This window comes from Rhodococcus sp. GQ147, assembly GCF_059759155.1.
This window is the reverse complement of the sequence record NZ_JCAXDU010000016.1, coordinates 121,425-142,700: the sequence shown is the minus strand read 5'-3', so window position 1 is coordinate 142,700 and position 21,276 is coordinate 121,425. Positions and strand designations below refer to the sequence as shown.

Sequence of the window (21,276 nt, the reverse complement as noted above, 5' to 3'; positions counted from 1 at the left end):
GGAGCGCACCGGAACGGCCGTCAGTGAGCGGGATGTGCAGCCGGCTCGACGAGCTCGACGAGGACGCCGCCCGCGTCCTTCGGATGCAAAAAGTTGATGCGCGAATCGGCGGTGCCGCGACGGGGTGCGTCGTACAGCAAGCGGACGCCGCGCTCACGAAGCGCAGTGGAGACGGCATCGATGTCGGAGACGCGGTAGGCAAGCTGCTGCAGACCCGGGCCATTGCGGTCGATGAACTTCGCGATCGTGGATTTCTCGTTCAGCGGGGCGAGCAGCTGGATCATGGTGGACCCTTCGAGGGTCCCCGGAACGGCCAGCATCGCCTCGCGCACGCCCTGCTCCTCGTTGACTTCCTCGTGGGTGGACACGAGACCGAGGTTCTCGGCGTACCAGGTGAGGGCGGCATCGAGGTCGGGCACTGCGATGCCGACGTGATCGATGGCGGTGACGAGTCCGGAAGCGAGAACGGACGCCGCCGGAGCGGATGTGGGAGAGGTCTCGGTCATGCTCTAGACGGTAGCGGTACCGTTGAGTGCACTCCTATCGGGATTCAGGTGAATATCCGAGTGGAGTTTTCCGATCACATGCCGATCTTTCGGAGGAATGTCCCGTGAGCAGTTCTGTCATCGTCGCCGGAGCCCGTACGCCCATGGGGCGTCTTCAGGGCTCGCTCAAGGATTTCTCCGGATCGGATCTCGGTGGCGTGGCGATCTCCGGTGCGCTCGAGCGTGCCGGTGTGGCTCCTGAGCAGGTCGAATACGTCATCATGGGCCAGGTGCTCACCGCCGGCGCCGGCCAGATCCCGGCCCGTCAGGCGGCCGTCGCCGCCGGCATCCCGATGGACGTCCCGGCGCTGACCATCAACAAGGTGTGTCTGTCGGGCATCAACGCGATCGCGATGGCCGACCAGCTGATCCGCGCGGGCGAGTTCGACGTCGTCGTCGCCGGCGGTCAGGAGTCGATGAGCCAGGCCCCGCACATGCTCGAGAAGTCCCGCGCCGGCTTCAAGTACGGCGACGTGACCCTGCGCGACCACATGGCCTACGACGGCCTGCACGACATCTTCACCGACCAGGCGATGGGCAACCTCACCGAGTCGGCCAACTCCGGCGACCGCTTCGTCTCCCGCGCCGAGCAGGACGCCTTCGCCGCCGCCTCGCATCAGAGGGCCGCCCGCGCCTGGAAGGACGGCCTGTTCGAGGACGAGGTCGTGCCGGTGTCGATCAAGCAGCGCAAGGGCGACCCGATCGTCTTCGCCGCCGACGAGGGCATCCGCCCGGAGACCACCACCGAGTCGCTCGGCTCGCTGCGTCCGGCCTTCTCGAAGGACGGCACCGTCACCGCCGGTTCGGCCTCGCAGATCTCCGACGGTGCCGCCGCGGTCGTCGTGATGAGCAAGGCCAAGGCCACCGAGCTCGGGCTGAGCTGGATCGCCGAGATCGGCCGCCACGGCGTCGTCGCCGGACCGGACTCGACCCTGCAGTCGCAGCCGGCACGGGCGATCGCCAAGGCCTGCGAGCGTGAGGGCGTCGACCCGACCGAGCTCGACCTGATCGAGATCAACGAGGCGTTCGCCGCCGTCGGCATCGTCTCAGCCCGTGAGCTGGGCATCGATCCCGCGAAGGTGAACGTCAACGGCGGTGCGATCGCGCTCGGCCACCCGCTCGGCATGTCGGGCGCGCGCATCGTGCTGCACCTGGCGCTCGAGCTGAAGCGCCGCGGCGGCGGTGTCGGCGCTGCCGCCCTGTGCGGTGGTGGCGGCCAGGGCGACGCGCTCATCGTGCGGGTGCCCGAGAACTGACCCCTTTCGCTAAAGCATGATCACGGCCCCGGCGCAAGCATGCCGGGGCCGTGATGTCTCTCACTGAACTACGGCTTGTCGTAGGCCTTTCGGCACAATGGCCGCATGACCAACATCCTCGACGTGTCCACGCCCGCGAAACGATTCCGGCTGATCGCGATCTGGGAAGCGGTGACCTGGCTCGCCCTCCTGATCGCCATGTTCTTCAAGTGGGTGCTCGGCTACGAAGAGGCCATCGCGATCCCGGGCATGGTGCACGGCGTGGCCGGCTTCATCCCGTTCGTGCTCATCGCGCTCCTCACGGCGTGGTCGTTGAAGTGGGATCTCAAGACGACCTTCCTCGCCCTCGTCTCGAGCGTGCCCCCGTTCGGCACGATCGTCTTCGAGCGCTGGGCCGTGCGCACCGGTCGCCTCGGAGAGCTGTCCGCTCCCGCCACCCGCGAGGACGCCACCGCGACCGTCTGACCTCACGGCGACGTCCCCCGGTCCGCGCAGCACGATTCGGACCACTCGTGACAAAATGGTGGACGTGACTCGACCCGGTTCCCGTCCAGCACGTTCTGCCGCCGTCGCCGCGGCGATGTCCGGCGCGGTGGATCTCTCACCGCTCAAGGAGAGGGCCTCCGCGCCGCCGCCTCCGCCTCCGTCCGGTGGCGACGGCGCCGCACCCGGTGCCATCGCCCCGATCGTGGACGTCACCGAAGCGACGTTCGAGACCGAGGTGCTGCAGCGGTCGATGCAGGTGCCCGTGATCGTCGACCTGTGGGCGACCTGGTGCGAACCGTGCAAGCAGCTCTCACCCGTTCTCGAGAAGCTCGCGAACGAGGCAAACGGTGCGTGGGTCCTTGCGAAGGTCGACGTCGACGCGAACCCGCGGATCGCCCAGGCCTTCGGCGTCCAGTCGGTGCCCACGGTCGTCGCGATCGCGGCCGGCCAGCCGCTCGCCGACTTCCAGGGCGTGCAGCCCGAGCCCGCGCTGCGTCAGTGGCTCGACGCCATCCGGAACGCCGTCGCAGGCAAGCTGTCGGGCCCGCCCGGCGCCGAGCCGGAGGAACAGCCCGCCGACCCGCGTTTCGAGGCTGCCGAGCAGGCACTCGAGAACGGCGACTTCGAGGGCGCCGAGGCGGCCTACCAGCTCGTCCTGAACTCCGAGCCGAACAACACCGAGGCGCAGGCCGCGCTGCGCCAGGTGCGTTTCCTGGCCCGCGCGAGCAAGATTCCCGAGGATGCGATCGAGCGCGCCGATGCCGCTCCGAACGACCTCGAAGCCCAGTTCACCGCGGCCGACGCCGAACTGTTCGCGCAGCAGCCGGAGGCGGCCTTCGGTCGTCTCATCGAGTTCGTGCGTCGCAGCGCCGGGGACGAACGCACCGCGGCACGCACCCGGCTCCTCGAACTGTTCGAACTGTTCGATGCCGCGGATCCGGTCGTGGTGTCGTCGCGCCGCAAGCTCGCGATGGCCCTCTACTGATCCGTACCGATCCGCCGGACCGGCCGCTCACCACTCGTGGTGGGCGGCCGGTGTCGTCTCAGCGGTAACGGCCGGTGCAGCCCGCCTCGCCGCCGAGGACGCCGGTGCGGAAGGCATCCACCCGCGCGAACCCGCTCGGCACCGTGTTGCCGTTGACGTCGCTCGCGGCCAGACCGTCGGTGAGCAGGCCCGAGACCGCCTCGTCGAGGTCGCCGGGGGACAGCCACACCAGCACCTGGCTCGGGTCGACGTTCGAGGCGAGGGTGCTGTCCGGGCTCAGCGCGGCACTGATGACCCCCGACAGGCACGCCGCCCGCAGCGCCGTGCGCGGCTCGGTGAGCGACTGGCCGGCCTCCTTCTGCACCGCGAGAGCGTAGCGGGAGGCGACGAGCACGTAGGCGTTGTAGTCGCCGCGGACACCGGGATCGAAGCCGCTTCCCGGCGGGGTGGCCGTACCGCGCTCGCTCAGTGCCTCCATGTCGACGCCCACGGTGTTCGTCGCGGGGCAGTACGACACCGGTGAGGTGGCCCGGGCGTCCGAGCACCCGAGGTCGGCGCCCGACAGATCGAGTTGCGGCAGGGCGTCCAGGTCGAAGACCTGGTGGAACGACTCGAAGATCGCCTCGACCGACTCGTCGGTGACCGGCAGTTCGCCGTCGTCTGCGGAGTTGTAGTACTGCGGCAGGTCGGCGCGGCGCGACTCGATCTCGGCGGCGTCGATGCGTGCACATGAGCCGGCCCCGTCGGTGAATCCGATCTGCACGGCCGTCACGCGTTCGAAGGCCGAGCCGTGGATCGAGTCGGGGTCGTTCGGATCGGCGTCGCGGAAGAGCACCATCGACGCGAGCACGTTGTTCAGCCCGTCGGAGGTGTCGAGCTGGAAGTGCGTCGACCGGCCCTCCGCGACGTGCCGCATGAACGCACCGGCGAAACAGTCGGCCTGCTGCTCGAACACGATGCCGGGGTCGTCCTCGGCGACCAGCCCCGCCGTGTGCTGGACGGCGTGCCCGTATTCATGAGCGAGGACCGTCACCGCGGCCATCGGTCCGAAGCTGTCGATGAGCTGCGGCATCAGGTAGGTGCGGTCCCATCCGATCTCGTCACCACCGCTGCAGTAGGCCGCGTTGATGAAGTCGTAGGTGGGTTTGCCGCAGAAACGCGGGCCCCGTCGCTCGGACGGATCCCACGACACGATCGTCTCGACCGGGCGGAAGGTGCCCCGGGCGACCGACGCGAACTCCTGACGCCAGTACTCCTCGATGTCGGCGATCGCGTTGCCGGCCAGGACGTCGACGGGACCGCCGTCGGTGTTCTCGATCTCGATGTCCGCATCGGGCACCCCGCTGCGCGGACCCGACGCCCCGGAGGTGACGGGCAGCCCCGCCACGGTGAAGGGGTTGTCGTAGATCGACACCGCCGTTCCTTCGATCCGCTGGGCGCAACCCGCCAGCAGGACGACGGTCAGTGCGGGCACCACCAGTCGCGCGAACCGGTGCGTCCGTCGCATGTCGTTGTGCTCCTGTCGTCGGGCAGCGTCACCTCCGCAACGACAACCAGATGGCACCGTGCGCAGGCAAGGTCACCCGAGCCGAGGCGGGACGCCCGTGCCACGAATGTTCGTCGGCCTCCACGGCCCCGAAGTTGCCCGCTCCGTTGCCCTGGTAGGCGGTCGCGTCCGTGTTGAGCACTTCCTCCCACGTGCCCGGTTCGGGCAATCCGACACGATAGTCGCCGTAGGTCGTGCCCGAAAAGTTGTGCAGGCACGCGACCACCGAGCCGTCGCTGCCGTAGCGCAGGAACGACAGGACGTTGTTGTGCGCATCGTTGGCGTCGATCCACGAGTATCCGCCGGGCGTGGTGTCGAGCGTGTAGAGCGCCGGGTGCGAGCGGTAGATGCCGTTGAGATCGCACACCAGGCGGTGGATACCGGCGTGGAGCGGTTCGTCGAGCTGCCACCAGTCGAGGCCGCGTTCCTCGGACCACTCGGCGACCTGCCCGAACTCCTGGCCCATGAACAGCAACTGCTTGCCGGGATGCGCCCACATGTAGGCGAGCATCGACCGCAGGCCGGCTGCACGCGTGGCGTCGTCGCCCGGCAGTCGCGTCCACAGCGTGCCCTTGCCGTGGACGACCTCGTCGTGGCTGATGGGGAGTACGAAGTTCTCGCTCCACGCGTACACGAGCGAGAACGTGATCTCGTGGTGGTGGTAGGTGCGGTGCACGGGATCGCGGCCGAGATAGCCGAGGGTGTCGTGCATCCAGCCCATGTTCCACTTCATGCTGAAGCCGAGCCCACCGACGTTCGTCGAGCGGGTCACGCCCGGCCAGGAGGTCGACTCCTCCGCGACCGTCACGATCCCCGGATAGTGCTTGTGGACGGTGGCGTTGAGTTCCTGCAGGAACTCAACGGCCTCGAGGTTCTCGCGCCCGCCGTAGATATTCGGCGTCCAGCCGCCCTCGGGGCGCGAGTAGTCGAGGTACAACATCGAGGCCACGGCGTCGACGCGCAGACCGTCGATGTGGAACTCCTCGATCCAGTACAGGGCGTTGGCAACGAGGAAGTTCCGCACCTCGGGCCGGCCGTAGTCGAAGACGTAGGTGCCCCAGTCCAGCTGTTCGCCGCGGCGCGGATCGGGATGTTCGTACTGGGGGCTGCCGTCGAAGCGCGCGAGCGCCCACTCGTCCTTCGGGAAGTGGGCGGGCACCCAGTCCATGATCACGCCGATCCCGGCGGCGTGGAGACGGTCGACGAACGCGCGGAACTCGTCGGGAGTGCCGAACCGGGAGGTGGGAGCGTAGTAGGAGGTGACCTGGTAACCCCACGACCCGCCGAAGGGATGCTCGGCGACCGGCAGCAGCTCGACGTGCGTGAAACCGGTCTCGAGGATGTACTCGGCGAGCTGATCGGCGAGTTCGACGTAGTTCAGGCCCGGGCGCCACGAACCGAGGTGCACCTCGTAGACCGCCATCGGTTCCTGCCAGGGCTGCGCTTTCTCGCGGGTCGCGACCCAGTCGTCGTCGTTCCAGGTGTAGCGACTCTCCGTGACCCTCGACGCGGTCGCGGGGGGCACCTCGGTGGCGAACGCCATCGGGTCGGCCTTGTCGCGGACGGATCCGTCGCGGCCGTGCACCCGGTACTTGTACAGCGCGCCCGGTTCGACACCGGGAACGAAGACCTCCCAGACACCGCTCGAGCCGAGCACCCGCATCGGGGCGGTGCGTCCACCCCAGCCGTCGAAGTCGCCGACGACGGTGACCCCGCGTGCGCCCGGTGCCCACACGGCGAAGGACGTGCCCGTCACCGGGCCGTCCGGGGTCTCATAGGTCCGCGGATGGGCGCCGAGCACCTCCCACAGCCGTTCGTGCCGGCCCTCGCTCAGCAGGTGACGGTCGAGCTCGCCCAGCGTCGGCATGAAGCGGTAACCGTCCGCGACGACCTCGACGTGATCGAACGGGTAGGTCACCACGAGCCGGTAGTCGGCGAGATCGAAGACCGGGATCAGGGCGCTGAAGACGTCCTCGCCCACGGGTTCGAGCGGATGGTCGCGACCACCGATCCGGGCGGCGACCTTCTCGGCCCCGGGGCGCAGTGCCCGGATGACCGTCCCCTCCGGATGCGAATGGGCCCCGAGCACCGCGTGCGGATCGTGGTGCTCACCGGCGGCGAGCAGGTCGAGGTCCTCCGGTCGCGGGCTGTGGCGCCGGCGCGGAACATCGGCGCCCGGCGTCTGGGGCGGCACGGTCACGACTGCCTCCTGTAGGCGAGCGTTGTGCGGGTGGGGATGCCGATCGGGGGCAGGACCAGGATGTGCGCCACCGCCCGCCACGGCTCGAGGCGCACGTAGTTGGCCTGTCCCCACGAGTACTGTTCCCCACTCACCTCGTCGTAAACAGGGAAGTGGTCGTGCCAGTCGTGCCCGATCGCCGGCATGTCGAGCCAGACCGTGCCCTGTTCGGCCCCATAGGGGTTGAGGTTGATCACCGTGAGGACGCAGTCCCCGGTGGACGGATCGAACTTCGAGTAGGCGATGAGCGCGTCGTTGTCGACGTGGTGGAAGGCGATGTTGCGCAGTTGCTGCAACGCCGGATGCGCGCGCCGGATGCGGTTGAGGGTGGTCAGCCACGGTTCGAGCGACTCGCCGCGCCGGCGTGCCTCGTCGTATCGGCGCGGCCGCAACTGGTACTTCTCCGAGTCGAGGTACTCCTCGCTGCCCGGCCGCACCGCGAGGTGCTCGAACAGTTCGTACCCCGAGTACACGCCCCACGAGGGAGCCAGGGTGGCGGCGAGCGCCGCGCGCAGCGCGAACATGCCCGGTCCGCCGTGCTGCAGGGTCTCGTGCAGGATGTCGGGGGTGTTGACGAACAGGTTCGGCCTGGCCTCGTCGGCCTTCGCGGCGATCTCGGTACCGAACTCGGTGAGCTCCCATTTCGCGACCCGCCACGTGAAATACGTGTAGGACTGCGTGAATCCGCGTCGCGCGAGCCCATACATGCGGGCGGGCCGGGTGAACGCCTCCGACAGGAACAGCACGTCGGGATCGGTGCGCTTGATCTCGGCGATGAGCTGCTCCCAGAAGTTCGGGGGCTTGGTGTGCGGATTGTCGACGCGGAAGATGTCGACGCCCAACCGGATCCAGTGCCGGACCACGCGCAGGACCTCGGCGTAGATGCCCTCGGGGTCGTCGTCGAAGTTGATCGGATAGATGTCCTGGTACTTCTTGGGCGGGTTCTCCGCATACGCGATCGTGCCGTCGGGCAGCACGGTGAACCATTCCGGGTGCTCACGCGCCCACGGGTGGTCGGGGGCGCACTGCAGGGCGAGATCGAGGGCGACCTCGAGCTCGAGTTCCTTCGCGCGGGCGACGAAATCGCGGAAGTCCTGCTCGGTGCCGAGTTCGGGGTGGATGGCGTCGTGGCCGCCCTCGTCGGAACCGATCGCCCAGGGCGACCCGACGTCGTCCGGGCCGGCGACGAGGGTGTTGTTCGGTCCCTTGCGGTTGACCTTGCCGATCGGATGGATCGGGGGGAGGTAGACGACGTCGAAGCCCATCGCCGCGATGCGGGGCAGATCTGCGGCGGCCGTGGCGAAGGTGCCGTGCCGCGGGGTTCCGTCCTCGTACCAGCCTCCGGTGGACCGGGGAAAGAACTCGTACCAGGAGCCGAACAGCGCGCGGCGACGATCGGCGAACGCCGTGAACGCCTTTCCACGCGTGATCAGCTCGCGGAGCGGATGGGCGCGGAGGATCTCGGTGACGTCGGGGGCGAAGGCCGGGGCGATGCGCTCGGCCAGCGGACGGTCGGAGCGCAGGGACGCAGCGACCGCGAGGAGAGCGGGACGGTTGCCGCGCGGTGCGCCTTTCGCGGCCTTCTCGAAGATCCGTGCGCCGACCTCGAGGTCGTTCGCGAGTTCGGCGGCGTCCTGCCCGGCGTCGGTCTTCGCGGTGACCGCGTGCCGCCAGGTCGCCACCGGGTCGCTCCACGCCTCGACCCGGTAGGTCCACGCACCGACGCTCGTGGGGGAGAAGGTGGCGTGGAAGGTGTCGGGTTCGGTGCCCGGAACCATCGGGATCCGCACCAGCCTGCCGGCGGATTCGGGATCGTCGGCCGGTCCTCGAACGGCGAGTGTCGCGGCGATCGCGTCGTGGCCCTCGCGCCACACCACGGCGGAGACCGGCACCACCTCCCCGACGACCGCCTTCGTCGGATAACGCCCTCCGTCGATGGAGGGTTGTACGTCGTCGATGGCGAGCCGACCTGTCACGCTAGCTCCGTTCCGTGCGGGTCCGGGTGGACGAGCAGGGCCGATGGGGGCAACGACCGTGTCTCGAACCACCGTAATGGAGGTCGCGCCGCGCGGCTGTGCATGCGGCGGGACCCGCGAAGGATCCCCTCTGCAGCGGCGAAATTATCTGTAACTCACTGTTCACTTCAATTGACCGGACGGCAACACCCCGCTCCCTACTGTTTGTTCTGCAAGACGACAACAGCCTCCTCGGAGGCACGACGAAGGGAAGAACACATGGGTCTGGTTGCCGGGCTGATCGGAGTCGTCGGAGACCTGCTGCACCTGCTCCTCGGCGGACTCTGAGTCCACCGGTCGACGGGAGGTCGGCCGCAGGAGAGAAGGCCCCGCGGTGTGGCCCTCTCCGGGTGCCGGGCGATCCTGTCCGCGACCGGCATGGATCCGGGCACATGAGATCCGCCGCCCGGCCGTCACGAAGCTCGGTCGGTCGGTAGTGTGCACCCCGTGAAAGCACTGCGCCGGTTCACCGTACGAGCCCATCTTCCCGAGCGGCTGGCTGCGCTGGGAGCCCTGACGGTCAACCTCAGATGGTCGTGGCACCCGCAGACCCAGGACCTGTTCGAATCGGTCGACCCGGACCTGTGGCGCCGGTGCAGCAATGACCCTGTCCGACTGCTCGGCGAGGTGCCGCCGGCCCGACTCGATGCGCTCGCCGAGGACGGCGACTTCCTCGCCCGGCTCGACGCCGCTGCCGCCGACCTCGAGCACTACCTCACCCGCCCCCGCTGGTTCCAGGAACAGCAGGAGCGCGGCACGACACTGCCCGCCGGCATCGCCTACTTCTCCATGGAGTTCGGTGTCACCGAGGTGCTGCCGAACTACTCCGGCGGCCTCGGAATCCTTGCCGGCGACCACCTCAAGGCCGCCTCCGATCTCGGCCTGCCGCTCATCGGCGTCGGCCTGCTATACCGGTCCGGCTACTTCCGGCAGTCGCTCAGCGCCGACGGATGGCAGATGGAGCACTACCCCTCCTACGACCCGCAGGGCCTGCCGCTGCGACTGCTCACCGAGGCCGACGGCACCGCCGCGCTCGTGCAGGTCGCCGTGCCGGGCGGGCGCACACTCGACGCGCGAATCTGGATCGCCCAGGTCGGGCGCGTCCCGCTGCTGCTGCTCGACTCCGACATCCCGTCCAACGACGAGGAGCTGTGCGGGGTCACCGACCGCCTCTACGGCGGCGACCAGGACCACCGCATCAAGCAGGAGATCCTCGCCGGCGTCGGCGGTGTCCGCGCGGTGCGCGCCTACACGCGCATCCACGGCCTGCCCGACCCCGATGTCTTCCACATGAACGAGGGACACGCGGGCTTCCTCGGCGCCGAACGCATCCGCGAACTCGTCACCGGCGCCGGACTCGACTTCGACGAAGCGCTCGCCGCCGTGCGGGCCGGCACGGTCTTCACCACTCACACCCCCGTGCCCGCGGGTATCGACCGCTTCCCGATCGATCTCGTGCGCCACTACTTCTCGGGCACCAACGGCGAGAACGAGTCGGCACTGTTGCCCGGCCTCACCGTCGACCGCATCCTCGCGCTCGGACGCGAGAGCAACCCGAACGTGTTCAACATGGCACATCTCGGTCTGCGCCTCGGCCAGCGCTGCAACGGTGTGTCGAAGCTGCACGGCGAGGTCAGCCGCGGCATGTTCGAAGGACTGTGGCCCGGATTCGACGCCGCCGAAGTGCCCATCGGCTCGGTCACCAACGGTGTGCACGCCCCCACCTGGGCCGCGCGCGAATGGATCGCGCTCGCCAACCGCCTCGCCGGACCCGACCGCGTCGAGGAGGCCCGCGGCTGGGAACTGCTCCAGACCATCGACCGCAAGGAACTGTGGTCCACCCGGAACGCGCTGCGCGCCCAGCTCGTCGCCGAGGTGCGTCGCCGGCTGCGCGAGTCGTGGCTCGAACGCGGCGCCACCGAGGCCGAACTGGGCTGGATCGAGTCGGTCTTCGATCCGAACGTCCTCACCGTCGGGTTCGCGCGGCGCGTGCCCACCTACAAGCGCCTCACCCTGATGCTGCGCGACCCCGAACGGCTGCGCGCCCTGCTGCTCGACGACGAACGGCCCGTGCAGCTCGTCGTCGCCGGCAAGAGCCACCCCGCCGACGACGCCGGCAAGGCGCTCATCCAGCAGGTCGTGCGGTTCGCCGACGAGTACGACGTGCGGCACCGAATCGTCTTCCTGCCCAACTACGACATGTCGATGGCCCGCTATCTGTACTGGGGTTGCGATGTGTGGCTGAACAACCCGCTGCGCCCGCTCGAGGCGTGCGGTACGTCGGGCATGAAGTCGGCTCTCAACGGCGGTCTCAACCTGTCCATCCGCGACGGATGGTGGGACGAGATGTTCGACGGCGAGAACGGCTGGGCCATCCCCACCGCCGACGGGGTCGACGACACCCGCCGCGACGATCTCGAGGCCGCCGCGCTGTACGAGTTGCTCGAACGCTCGGTGCTGCCGCGCTTCTACGACCGCGACTCCGACGGTGTGCCGGCCCGCTGGATCGAGATGGTGCGCCACACGCTCGAGGATCTCGGCCCGAAGGTGCTCGCCTCGCGCATGGTGCGCGATTACGCCGTCGACTACTACATCCCCGCGGCCGCGGCAGCCTCGAAGGTGACCGCCGACGACTACGCGGGTGCGCGGGCGCTGGCCGACTACCGGCACCGCATCGAGGCGGCGTGGCCGGGAGTGCGTGTCGCGCAGGTCGATTCGACGCCGATCCCGGACGTGCCGCAGATCGGCCTGCCGCTGGGGCTGACCGCGCACGTCCAGCTCGGCGACCTGACACCGGAAGATGTCGAGGTGCAGGCCGTGGTCGGGCGCGTGGGCTCCGACGACACGATCGGCGACCCCGTCACCGTGCCGATGCAGCACATCGGTACCGACCCGCTGGGAGAGGAGTTCACCGCGACCGTGCCGCTGCCGCTCGCCGGCGCCGTCGGCTACACGGTGCGGGTGCTGCCCAGGCACGGGCTGCTCGCCTCACCCGCCGAACTCGGCATGGTCGCGCTCCCGTAGGAGATCAGGACCCGCCGGGTGCTCAGCCGCGCAGATGCGTGAGTGCCCGGCGGACCACCGCCGGATCGGCCGTCTCCCAGAACGGCGGCAGCGACGCACGCAGATAACCGCCGTACCGTGCGGTCGCCAGGCGCGAGTCGAGCACCGCCACCACACCCCGGTCGTCGGTGCTGCGCAACAGTCGCCCGACACCCTGCGCCAACAGCAGAGCGGCGTGATTGGCGGCGACCGCCATGAACCCGTTGCCGCCGCGAGCCTCCACGGCGCGCTGCCGGGCGACCAGCAGCGGATCGTCGGGGCGGGGGAACGGAATCCGGTCGATGATCACCAGCGACAGCGACGGGCCCGGAACGTCGACGCCCTGCCACAGCGACAGGGTGCCGAACAGGCTCGTCGCGTCGTCGGCTGCGAACTTCTCGACCAGCGCGCCGGTCGCGTCGTCGCCCTGGCACAGGATCGGCGTGTCGAGACGCTCGCGCAGCGCCTCGGTGGCGGCCTTCGCGGCGCGCATCGAGGAGAACAACCCGAGCGTGCGCCCCTCGGCGGCGGTGACCAGTTCGGCGATCTCGTCGAGATGCGAGGGCGGCAGACCGTCGCGGCCGGGTGGCGTCAAATGCTTGGCGATGTAGAGGATGCCCGCCTTCGCGTGATCGAAGGGCGACCCCACGTCGATCCCATTCCACGCGAGATCGCCCTTGTCGGAAGGAGGTTCGGCACCCGACGCGGAGGTGGTGTCGCTGCGGGCCGGCGACTGCGGCGGCAGACCCCAGTTGACCGCGAGGCCGTCGAACGACCCGCCGACCGTGAGGGTCGCGGACGTGAGGACGACGGTGGACTCACCGAACAACCGGCTGCGCAACAACCCACCGACCGACAGCGGCGCGACCCGCACGGTGCGGCGCACGTTGCCGCGGAACTCGTCGGCGGCAAGCCACACGACGTCGGGTCGCTGCGAAGGGTCTCGCTGCTCGAAGGTCGTCAGCACCCGGACCGCGCAGTCGTGCACCTCGTCGATCTCCGCGAGCGCCTGACTGCGGGCCGCGGCGACCTCGGGATCGGTGCCGGGCTTGGCCGGTCCGATCGCCGTGTGTACGGCCCAGGCGGCATCGCGGATCGAGGCCAGCGCGGCCGCCGCGCCCTCGGGCAGTTCGTCCCAGCGCCCAGCCGGCAGTTCTTCGAGGAACGACTCCCAGTTCTCGGCGGCACCGTCGAGCCGGTCGATCTCCTGGTCCTCGACGAGCTTGACGCAGCGCCGCGCAGCCGCCGACACCGTGCCCGGCGACAACTCGGCCGTGGCGACGTTCGTGATCCGATCGACGAGTTCATGGGCCTCGTCGACGACCACGACATCGTGCTCGGGCAGGATCGAGATGCCGGTGATCGCATCGATCGCGAGCAGCGCGTGGTTGGTGACGACCACGTCGACCTGCGCGGCCTCGGCGCGCGCGATCTCGGCGAAGCAGTCTTCTCCCACCGGGCACCGCGACTTGCCGAGGCACTCGCGGGCGGTGACGGACAGCTGACGCCACGCCTGATCGGAGACACCGGGGGACAGGTCGTCGCGATCGCCGGTCTCGGTGGTGGACGACCACTCCGTCACCCGCCGCACTTCGCGGCCGATGCGCGAGAGGGCGAACGCGTCGAACAGTTCGGCGTCGGGCGTCTCCTCGGCGAGACCGGTATGGATCTTGTTCAGACACAGGTAGTTTCCGCGACCCTTGAGGATCGCGAAACGCGGGCGACGGCCGAGCGAACCGGCGAGGGCGTCGGCGAGTCGCGGCAGGTCGCGCTCGACGAGCTGCCGCTGCAGCGCGATGGTCGCGGTGGAGACCACCACGGTGCGACCCGTCTTCACCGCGTAGCGGATGCTCGGCACGAGATAGGCCAGCGACTTGCCGGTACCCGTGCCGGCCTGCACGGCGAGGTGTTCGCCGGTATCGATGCTGTGCGCGACGGCCGAGGCCATCGTCAGCTGGTTGCGCCGCTCCTTACCGCCCAGCGCGTGCACCGCGGTTCGCAGCAATTCTGGGACTTCGGGGAGATCCGGCACCGGCACAGGCTATCGGTCCCCACCGTCACCTTCGGTCTGCGGCCCAGCTACCTGTGACTTCGGTGATATCGGTGACGCCGGGAAGGTCGGTGACCAGCTCGGCACCGGCCTCGCGCATCCGCTCGAGGGCTGGGCGGATCGTCGTCTCCGACACCCCGGCGGTGTACGGCAGCAGCACCCGGGCGCCGAAACCCTCCGCGATCGCGTCGAGCGCGGTGGCCCGCACACAGTGGTCGGTGGCGATCCCGACGATGTCGACGTCCGTCACGCCGCGGTCGCGCAACCACGACGCCAACGTCGTGCCCTCGTCGTCGATTCCTTCGAAGCCCGAATAGGCGGCGTCGTCGGCACCCTTCGAGAAGACGGCCTCGAACCGGTCCGTAGTCAGTTCCGGGTGGAAGTCCGCGCCCGGCGTCCCTGCCCGGCAGTGCGGCGGCCACGAGTCGACGAAATCGGGTTCGGGAGAGAAATGGTCTCCGGGATCGACGTGGTGGTCGCGGGTTGCGGCGATGTACGCGTAGTCGTCACCGTGCGCCTGCAGGAACCGGGTGATGTCGGACGCCACCCGCGAGCCGCCCTCCACGGCGAGCGAACCGCCCTCGCAGAAGTCGTTCTGGACGTCGACCACCAGCAATGCGCGCATGGCACTCACCCCTCACGGACGAATCGGGTGGGGATGGCGGGATCCCCGGCCGAGAGCGTCAGGCCCTCCCACGGCAGACGCACCATGCCCTGCCGGAGGTACTCACGGCTCTCCTCCAGGGTAGGCAGATCGCCGACCGCCTCGCCGCCGCGGACCAGCGGGATCATCAGTTCGTGGACCTGTGAACCCTCGCCCGGCGGGACCTGCTCGGCGCGGGCCGGGTACACGACCTCCTCGACGAGCGTGCCCGTCCTCCGCGCGTACCGGACGGCCCGCTTCGCGCCCCCTCGGGACTCCTTCGACGCACTGCGCTTCTCGACCGCGAGGCCGTCGACCTCCACGAGCTTGAAGACCATGCCCGCCGTCGGAGCTCCCGAGCCGGTCACCAGCGAGGTGCCGACGCCGTAGCCGTCGACCGGTTCGGCGCGCAGACCCGCGATCCCGTATTCGTCGAGATCACCGGACATCACGATCTTCGTGCGGGTCGCGCCGAGTCCGTCGAGTTGTTCGCGCACCTGGCGGGCGAGCACACCGAGATCGCCCGAATCGATCCGCACGCCACCGAGTTCGGGGCCGGCCACCGCGATCGCCGTGTTCACGCCCTCGGTGATGTCGTAGGTGTCCACCAGCAGGGTCGTGCCCACACCGAGACTCTCGACCTGGCTGCGGAAGGCGGACGCCTCGTCGCGACCAGCCGTCGTGGTGTGCAGCAGGGTGAACGCGTGCGCGGCGGTACCCGCTGCGGGGATGCCGTACCGCTGTGCGGCCTGCAGATTGGACGTCGAGTCGAAGCCCGCGAGATAGGCCGCGCGCGCCGCGGCGACCGCCGCTTCCTCGTGGGTACGCCGCGACCCCATCTCGATGAGCGCGCGGCCGTCGGCCACACTCACCATGCGCGCCGCCGCGGAGGCGATCGCGCTGTCGTGGTTGAAGATCGACAGCGTCAGCGTCTCGAGTAGCACACACTCGGCGAAGGTGCCGCTCACCGACAGGATCGGTGAACCCGGGAAGTAGAAGTCGCCCTCGCGGTAGCCGTCGATGTCGCCGGAGAACCGGAAGTCGCGCAGCCACTCGACGGTGCGCGGAGCGAGAAAACCGGCGGCGAGTTCGAGTTCGGCCTCGTCGAACCGGAACGATCCGAGTGCCTCGATCAACCGCGCGGTGCCTGCGACGACGCCGTACCGCCGGCCCGGGGGAAGACGCCGGGCGAAGACCTCGAAGACGCACGGGCGGTCGCCCATGCCGTCCGCCAGGGCAGCCTCGAGCATGGTCAACTCGTACTTGTCCGTGAACAGTGCGGTGCCGGGACGACCGGCACGGTGAATGGCTTCGGGCACCCGATCACTGTAGAGCCACGGCCTCCGAGGCGGGTTTTTCGCCGTGCTCCGAAGTCGTACCCTGGGAACATGGCGCCGTGTAGTACGACCACTCCGCTCGACGTCCGATTCATGGCCGGCCAGGCCGTTCCGGCCATGGCGGGACAGGCCGTTCCGGCCGAGGCCGAAATCGTCGAGGAGATCGAAGCGGTCGACAGGCCATGGGTGACCGTGGTCTGGGACGACCCCGTCAACCTCATGCACTACGTGACGTTCATCTTCCAGAAGCTGTTCGGGTACAGCAAGGCCAAGGCCACCGAGCTCATGCTCAAGGTCCACAACGAGGGCAAGGCCGTCGTGTCGAGTGGTTCGCGTGACAAGATGGAACACGACGTGCAGCGTCTGCACGCCGCCGGACTGTGGGCGACGATGCAACGCGACGAATGATCCCCACAGGAGGGCCCGACCGACGTGCGGCAGTGGACCAGGAAGAACTCGCTCAGCGGCCCCAAGCTCCGGTCGGAGATGGACGCCCACGAAGCGTCGGTGCTGCGGTCGCTCGTGTCCTCCGTGCTGGGCATGCTCGAGGAACGCGCCGGACAGGCCCCGCAGGACGACCTCGCGGCGCTGACCGGCCTGCGCACCGGTAACGCCACCCCGCCCGAGATCCCGGCGCTGCGACGACTCCTTCCCGACTTCCACCGCCCCGACGCCGATGCCGTCGCCGATGTCGGCGACGACGCCGCCGACCTCAACGGTGCGATGCGGAGCCTGCACGAACCGAGCATCATCGATGCGAAGCTCGCCGCCGGCGCGGTCATCCTGCGCACCGTGCCCGAAGGCGGCGGCAAGGTGGTGCTCAATCCCGAACAGGCCGAAGCCTGGCTGTACGGGCTCAACGACGTGCGGCTCGCGCTCGGCACCACCCTCGGCATCGACGCCGACACCCCCGACGTCCTCGACGACGACGATCCGCGTGCCCCGCATCTCGACGTCTACCACTGGCTGACATGGATGCAGGACTCCCTCGTCCAGGCGCTTCAGCCGTGACCGTGCCGGGGCCGACCGATTCGCTGCTCGACGTGGCGGGTCTGAGTGTCGGTCACTGGCAGCGCCTCGATCCCGAGGTCACCGTCGGCACCCCCGAGATTCCCGGTACGGGCGCCGCCACGGGATGCACCGTCGTGCTCGCCGACCCGTCCGCCGTCGCATCGGTGGACGTGCGCGGCGGGGGACCGGGCACCCGGGAGACCGACCTGCTCGATCCGAGTCATTCCGTGCAGCGTGTCGACGCGGTCCTCCTCACCGGTGGCAGCGCATACGGGCTGGCAGCCGCCGACGGCGTGATGCGCTATCTCGAGAAGAACGGCAAGGGCATCCCGATGGGCGCGCCCGGCGCGGTCGTCCCGATCGTCCCCGGCGCCGTCATCTTCGACCTGCCGGTGGGTCAGTGGTCCGCGCGCCCGACCGCCGATTCCGGATGCACCGCCGCGGCCACCGCCAGCTCCACGCACCTCGAGCGCGGCAGCGTCGGCGCCGGCACCGGTGCCCGCGCCGGGGCACTCAAGGGCGGCATCGGCTCGGCGAGCGTGCGGATCACGGACGGTCCCGCGACCGGGGTGACCGTGGCGGCACTGATGGTCGCCAACCCCGTCGGCTCGGTGTTCGACCCCGTGACCGGACTGCCCTGGGGCGTCGACGCCGCGCGAGCCGAAGAACTCGGACTGTCGTCGCCCTCCGCGGCGGATCTGGCCGCGGCCCGCGCGCTCGGCGACAAGGGCACCGTCCTGAACACCACGATCGGTGTGGTCGCCACCGACGCACCGCTGTCGAAGGCGGCGTGCCGTCGCGTCGCAGTCACCGGGCACGACGGTCTCGGCCGCGCGATCCGTCCCGCGCACTCACCGCTCGACGGCGACACGATCTTCGCCCTCTCGACCGGCACCGCCGACGTCTCCGACGCACTGGGCGACGCCCCGTCGATCCTGGCCTTCGCCGCCGAACTGCCGATCCTCGCCGCGGTGTGCGAGGCCGCCGCGGTGGTGGTCGAACGCGCGATCGTCGACGCGATCCTGTCCGCGACCTCCGTGGCCGACATCCCCGCCTATCGCGACGTGCTGCCCTCGGTCTTCGGCCACTGACCGGTACGTGACGGCAGAATGGTGCCATGACCATTCCCAGCGGCACCGGCGCCGACACCCGCATCCGGCCGATCTGGCAACGTGCCGGACTGTGGATCGGCGGGTTCGTCGCGATGCTCTACGGCATCGAGACCGTCGATGCGGTGCTCCCCGCCGATCTCGACGCGGCCGGTGTCGAACCCCGCACCGCCGACGGGCTGTGGGGCGTGCTGTTCGCGCCGATCCTGCACGCCGACTGGGCCCACCTCACCGCCAACACCGTGCCCGCGCTCGTCCTCGGCTTCCTGGTGCTGCTCTCCGGCATCGGGCGCGGCCTGGCCGCGACCGCGATCATCTGGGTCGTCGCAGGAGTGGGGACGTGGCTGATCGCGGGCTCGGGCGAGACCCACATCGGAGCGTCGAGCCTGATCTTCGGGTGGCTCACCTATTTGATCGTGCGCGGAGTGTTCACCCGCAAGGCCGGGCAGATCCTGCTCGGAGTCGTGGTGCTGTTCCTCTACGGCGGCATGCTGTGGGGGGTGCTGCCGAGCGAACCGTGGATCTCCTGGGAAGGGCACTTCTTCGGTGCGGTCGGCGGCGTTCTCGCGGCGTGGGCGCTGTCCGCGGACGCGCGTCGCGCCCGTCGCACCACCCCCTCGGTCGTGCCGCGCTGACCACCCGCGCCGACAACCCGCCGATCGGCCGCGCGAAGTGGCCGAACGATCCGCGCGTCACACCTTCCCGGCCACTGTGAGTCTGCGCCGCAATACGCGCGTTGGCTTCATCGAGGGACCTTCGGCATGGCAGCATGGCTGATATGCGCATGACCGTTCTGGGGTGCTCGGGCAGTGTGGCCGGGCCGGATTCCGCAGCCTCCGGCTACCTGCTGACGGCACCGGACACCCCGCCCCTGGTCATCGACTTCGGTCCCGGCGTCCTCGGCGCGCTCCAGCGCCACGCCGACCCCGGCGAAGTGTCGATCCTCCTGTCCCATCTGCACGCCGATCACTGCCTCGACCTGCCCGGTCTGCTGGTCTGGCGCCGCTACTCGCCGTCCCCGCCGCAGGGCCGCGTCCTCACCTACGGTCCCGCCGGCACCGCCCACCGCATCGGTGTGGCGTCCGCGGAGATCCCCGGCGAGGTCGACGACGTCAGCGACACCCTGGACGTCCGGATGCTCGGCGACGGCGAGCAAATCCGGTTCGGGAGCCTGACCATCTGCCCCGGCCGCGTCCACCACCCGCCGGAGGCCTACGGCTTCCGCATCACCAGCGACTCCGGCCGCACCCTCGTCTACACCGGCGACACCGGCATGTGCGATTCGGTCGTCGAACTCGCCCGCGGCGCCCACGTGCTGCTCGCCGAGGCGTCGTGGACCCACGCGCCGGGGGAACGCCCCGAGGGCGTGCACCTCTCGGGCACCGAGGCCGGTCGCGTCGCGGCCCTCGCCGGTGTCGGCGAACTCCTCCTGACCCACATCCCGCCGTGGACCTCCCGCGAGGACGTCATCGCCGAGGCCAAGGCCGAGTACTCCGGACCGGTCCACGCGGTCACCGCCGGAGACGTGTACCGCATCTGAAAGGCCCGCCCCCGGATCGCCTAGGCTCGGACGAGTGACGACACGAGAAGACGGCAGAGCGGACGACGAACTCCGGAGCATTCGCATCACCCGGGGTTTCACCAACCACCCGGCGGGCTCCGTGCTCGTCGAATTCGGACAGACCCGCGTGATGTGCACCGCCAGCGTCGAGGAAGGCGTGCCGCGGTGGCGTAGGGGCTCCGGTCTCGGCTGGCTCACCGCCGAGTACGCGATGCTTCCCGCCGCCACCCACACCCGCAGCGGACGCGAATCGGTCAAGGGCAAGCTCGGCGGCCGCACCCAGGAGATCAGCCGGCTCGTCGGCCGGTCGCTGCGCGCATGCATCGACCTCGCCGCCCTTGGCGAGAACACCATCGCGATCGACTGCGACGTGCTGCAGGCCGACGGAGGCACCCGCACCGCGGCGATCACCGGCGCCTATGTCGCACTGTGCGACGCGGTGACCTACCTGCGTGCCGCGGGCAGCCTCGCCGACCCGCAGCCCATCTCGTGCCAGATCGCCGCCGTCAGCGTCGGCGTGGTCGACGGACGTGTCCGTCTCGACCTGCCCTACGAGGAGGACGTGCGCGCCGAGGTCGACATGAACGTCGTCGCCACCGAGACAGGCACCCTCGTCGAGGTCCAGGGCACCGGCGAAGGCGCGACCTTCCCGCGTTCCACGCTCGACGCGATGCTCGACTCCTCGCTCGCCGGCATCGAGGAACTGTGCCGGATCCAGCGCGAGGTGCTCGCCGAGCCGTACCTGGGCACCCTGCCCGAGCCGGTCGAGGCGGAGGTCGTCAAGAAGAAGTTCGGAGTCTGACGTGCGGGTGCTGGTCGCAAGTCGCAACGCGAAGAAGCTGCGCGAACTGCAGCGCGTGCTCGACCGCGCCGGGATCGACGGCATCGAACTCGTAGGTCTCGACACCGTCCCGCCCTACCCGGAGGCACCCGAGACGGGGGAGACCTTCGAAGCGAACGCCGGAGCCAAGGCCCGCGACGGCGCAGCCGCCACAGGGATGCCCTGCGTCGCCGACGACTCCGGTCTCGAGGTCGACGCCCTGCGCGGCATGCCCGGCGTGCTCTCGGCGCGCTGGAGCGGACGCCACGGCGACGACGAGGCGAACACCGCACTGCTGCTCGGCCAGATGCAGGATGTGCCGGACGAGCGTCGCGGCGCGGCCTTCGTGTCGGCGTGCGCGCTCGTGGTGCCGTCGGACGACGGATTCGTCACGACCGTCGTGCGCGGCGAATGGCGCGGCAGCATCGTGCGCGAGCCGCGCGGCGAGAACGGTTTCGGCTACGACCCGGTCTTCCGCCCCGAAGGCGAGGAACGCACCGCCGCGGAACTGTCCGCGGAGGAGAAGGACGCACAGTCGCATCGAGGACGGGCGCTCGCCCAGCTCGTGCCCGCCCTCGCTGCGCTCGCCGCAAGCGCCTGATTCGCGGCTCGCCGCGAGTCGCTAACGCGC

Annotated in this window: 18 protein-coding genes; 11 read left to right on the top strand and 7 right to left on the bottom strand. The window is 69.7% G+C overall.

Annotated elements, in window-relative coordinates:
• Positions 1-20 precede the first annotated feature (20 nt).
• On the bottom strand, positions 21-506 hold the full coding sequence (gene mce, locus AC6CID_RS18555; RefSeq protein WP_006554728.1) for a methylmalonyl-CoA epimerase: 486 nt from the start codon (positions 504-506) through the stop codon (positions 21-23).
• 104 nt (positions 507-610) lie between these two features.
• On the opposite strand from mce, the gene AC6CID_RS18550 reads away from it, so the two are divergent.
• From AC6CID_RS18550 to AC6CID_RS18540, 3 genes are all read left to right on the top strand, one after another.
• Positions 611-1,801, top strand: a complete 1,191-nt coding sequence (locus AC6CID_RS18550; RefSeq protein ID WP_498354293.1) for an acetyl-CoA C-acetyltransferase — start codon at positions 611-613, stop codon at positions 1,799-1,801.
• 105 nt (positions 1,802-1,906) lie between these two features.
• Positions 1,907-2,266 (top strand): DUF3817 domain-containing protein, encoded by a 360-nt coding sequence (locus AC6CID_RS18545; protein ID WP_006554730.1) that lies wholly within the window; start codon positions 1,907-1,909, stop codon positions 2,264-2,266.
• A gap of 115 nt (positions 2,267-2,381) precedes the next feature.
• Positions 2,382-3,272, top strand: a complete 891-nt coding sequence (locus tag AC6CID_RS18540; RefSeq protein ID WP_019288978.1) for a tetratricopeptide repeat protein — start codon at positions 2,382-2,384, stop codon at positions 3,270-3,272.
• A 58-nt stretch (positions 3,273-3,330) separates the two neighbouring features.
• Here AC6CID_RS18540 and AC6CID_RS18535 read toward each other — a convergent pair whose 3' ends face one another.
• Genes AC6CID_RS18535 through AC6CID_RS18525 form a run of 3 tightly spaced genes read right to left on the bottom strand, consistent with a single transcriptional unit; the run spans position 3,331 to position 9,033 of the window.
• Positions 3,331-4,779, bottom strand: a complete 1,449-nt coding sequence (locus tag AC6CID_RS18535) for a neutral zinc metallopeptidase (RefSeq protein WP_064257057.1) — start codon at positions 4,777-4,779, stop codon at positions 3,331-3,333.
• Between the two features lie 28 nt (positions 4,780-4,807).
• Positions 4,808-7,018 carry a 1,4-alpha-glucan branching protein GlgB gene (gene glgB, locus AC6CID_RS18530; protein WP_006554733.1) on the bottom strand — a complete coding sequence of 737 codons (2,211 nt, stop codon included), beginning with the start codon at positions 7,016-7,018 and terminating at the stop codon, positions 4,808-4,810.
• Positions 7,015-9,033: a maltotransferase domain-containing protein gene (locus AC6CID_RS18525; RefSeq protein ID WP_024100506.1), complete on the bottom strand. Its 2,019-nt coding sequence runs from the start codon at positions 9,031-9,033 to the stop codon at positions 7,015-7,017. Before AC6CID_RS18525 ends, glgB begins: the two co-directional genes overlap by 4 nt.
• 486 nt (positions 9,034-9,519) lie before the next feature.
• Between AC6CID_RS18525 and glgP the strand changes: the two genes are divergently transcribed.
• Positions 9,520-12,096, top strand: a complete 2,577-nt coding sequence (gene glgP, locus AC6CID_RS18520) for an alpha-glucan family phosphorylase (protein WP_498354292.1) — start codon at positions 9,520-9,522, stop codon at positions 12,094-12,096.
• A gap of 22 nt (positions 12,097-12,118) precedes the next feature.
• Here glgP and AC6CID_RS18515 read toward each other — a convergent pair whose 3' ends face one another.
• Genes AC6CID_RS18515 through AC6CID_RS18505 form a run of 3 tightly spaced genes read right to left on the bottom strand, consistent with a single transcriptional unit; the run spans position 12,119 to position 16,126 of the window.
• Entirely contained in the window at positions 12,119-14,146 is a 2,028-nt protein-coding gene (locus tag AC6CID_RS18515; RefSeq protein WP_498354291.1) for an ATP-dependent DNA helicase, read from the bottom strand.
• Between the two features lie 25 nt (positions 14,147-14,171).
• Positions 14,172-14,789 (bottom strand): nicotinamidase, encoded by a 618-nt coding sequence (locus AC6CID_RS18510; RefSeq protein ID WP_498354290.1) that lies wholly within the window; start codon positions 14,787-14,789, stop codon positions 14,172-14,174.
• A gap of 5 nt (positions 14,790-14,794) precedes the next feature.
• Complete coding sequence (locus tag AC6CID_RS18505; protein WP_498354289.1) at positions 14,795-16,126, bottom strand: nicotinate phosphoribosyltransferase; 1,332 nt, start codon at positions 16,124-16,126, stop codon at positions 14,795-14,797.
• A 69-nt stretch (positions 16,127-16,195) separates the two neighbouring features.
• Between AC6CID_RS18505 and clpS the strand changes: the two genes are divergently transcribed.
• The 7 genes from clpS (at position 16,196) to rdgB (ending at position 21,246) form a co-directional block, all read left to right on the top strand.
• Entirely contained in the window at positions 16,196-16,552 is a 357-nt protein-coding gene (gene clpS, locus AC6CID_RS18500) for an ATP-dependent Clp protease adapter ClpS (protein WP_024100510.1), read from the top strand.
• A 24-nt stretch (positions 16,553-16,576) separates the two neighbouring features.
• A complete protein-coding gene (gene aosR, locus AC6CID_RS18495; RefSeq protein ID WP_024100511.1) occupies positions 16,577-17,155 on the top strand; it encodes an oxidative stress transcriptional regulator AosR in 579 nt (192 codons plus the stop codon).
• Entirely contained in the window at positions 17,116-18,246 is a 1,131-nt protein-coding gene (locus tag AC6CID_RS18490) for a P1 family peptidase (protein WP_071934705.1), read from the top strand. The genes aosR and AC6CID_RS18490 overlap by 40 nt, the downstream gene beginning before the upstream one ends.
• Before the next feature lie 26 nt (positions 18,247-18,272).
• Positions 18,273-18,899 carry a rhomboid family intramembrane serine protease gene (locus tag AC6CID_RS18485; protein WP_006554742.1) on the top strand — a complete coding sequence of 209 codons (627 nt, stop codon included), beginning with the start codon at positions 18,273-18,275 and terminating at the stop codon, positions 18,897-18,899.
• Between the two features lie 143 nt (positions 18,900-19,042).
• Positions 19,043-19,804, top strand: a complete 762-nt coding sequence (locus AC6CID_RS18480; RefSeq protein ID WP_071934706.1) for a cyclic nucleotide-degrading phosphodiesterase — start codon at positions 19,043-19,045, stop codon at positions 19,802-19,804.
• A 34-nt stretch (positions 19,805-19,838) separates the two neighbouring features.
• A complete protein-coding gene (gene rph / locus AC6CID_RS18475) occupies positions 19,839-20,627 on the top strand; it encodes a ribonuclease PH (protein WP_006554744.1) in 789 nt (262 codons plus the stop codon).
• Between the two features lie 7 nt (positions 20,628-20,634).
• Complete coding sequence (gene rdgB / locus AC6CID_RS18470; protein WP_006554745.1) at positions 20,635-21,246, top strand: RdgB/HAM1 family non-canonical purine NTP pyrophosphatase; 612 nt, start codon at positions 20,635-20,637, stop codon at positions 21,244-21,246.
• Positions 21,247-21,276: the final 30 nt, after the last annotated feature.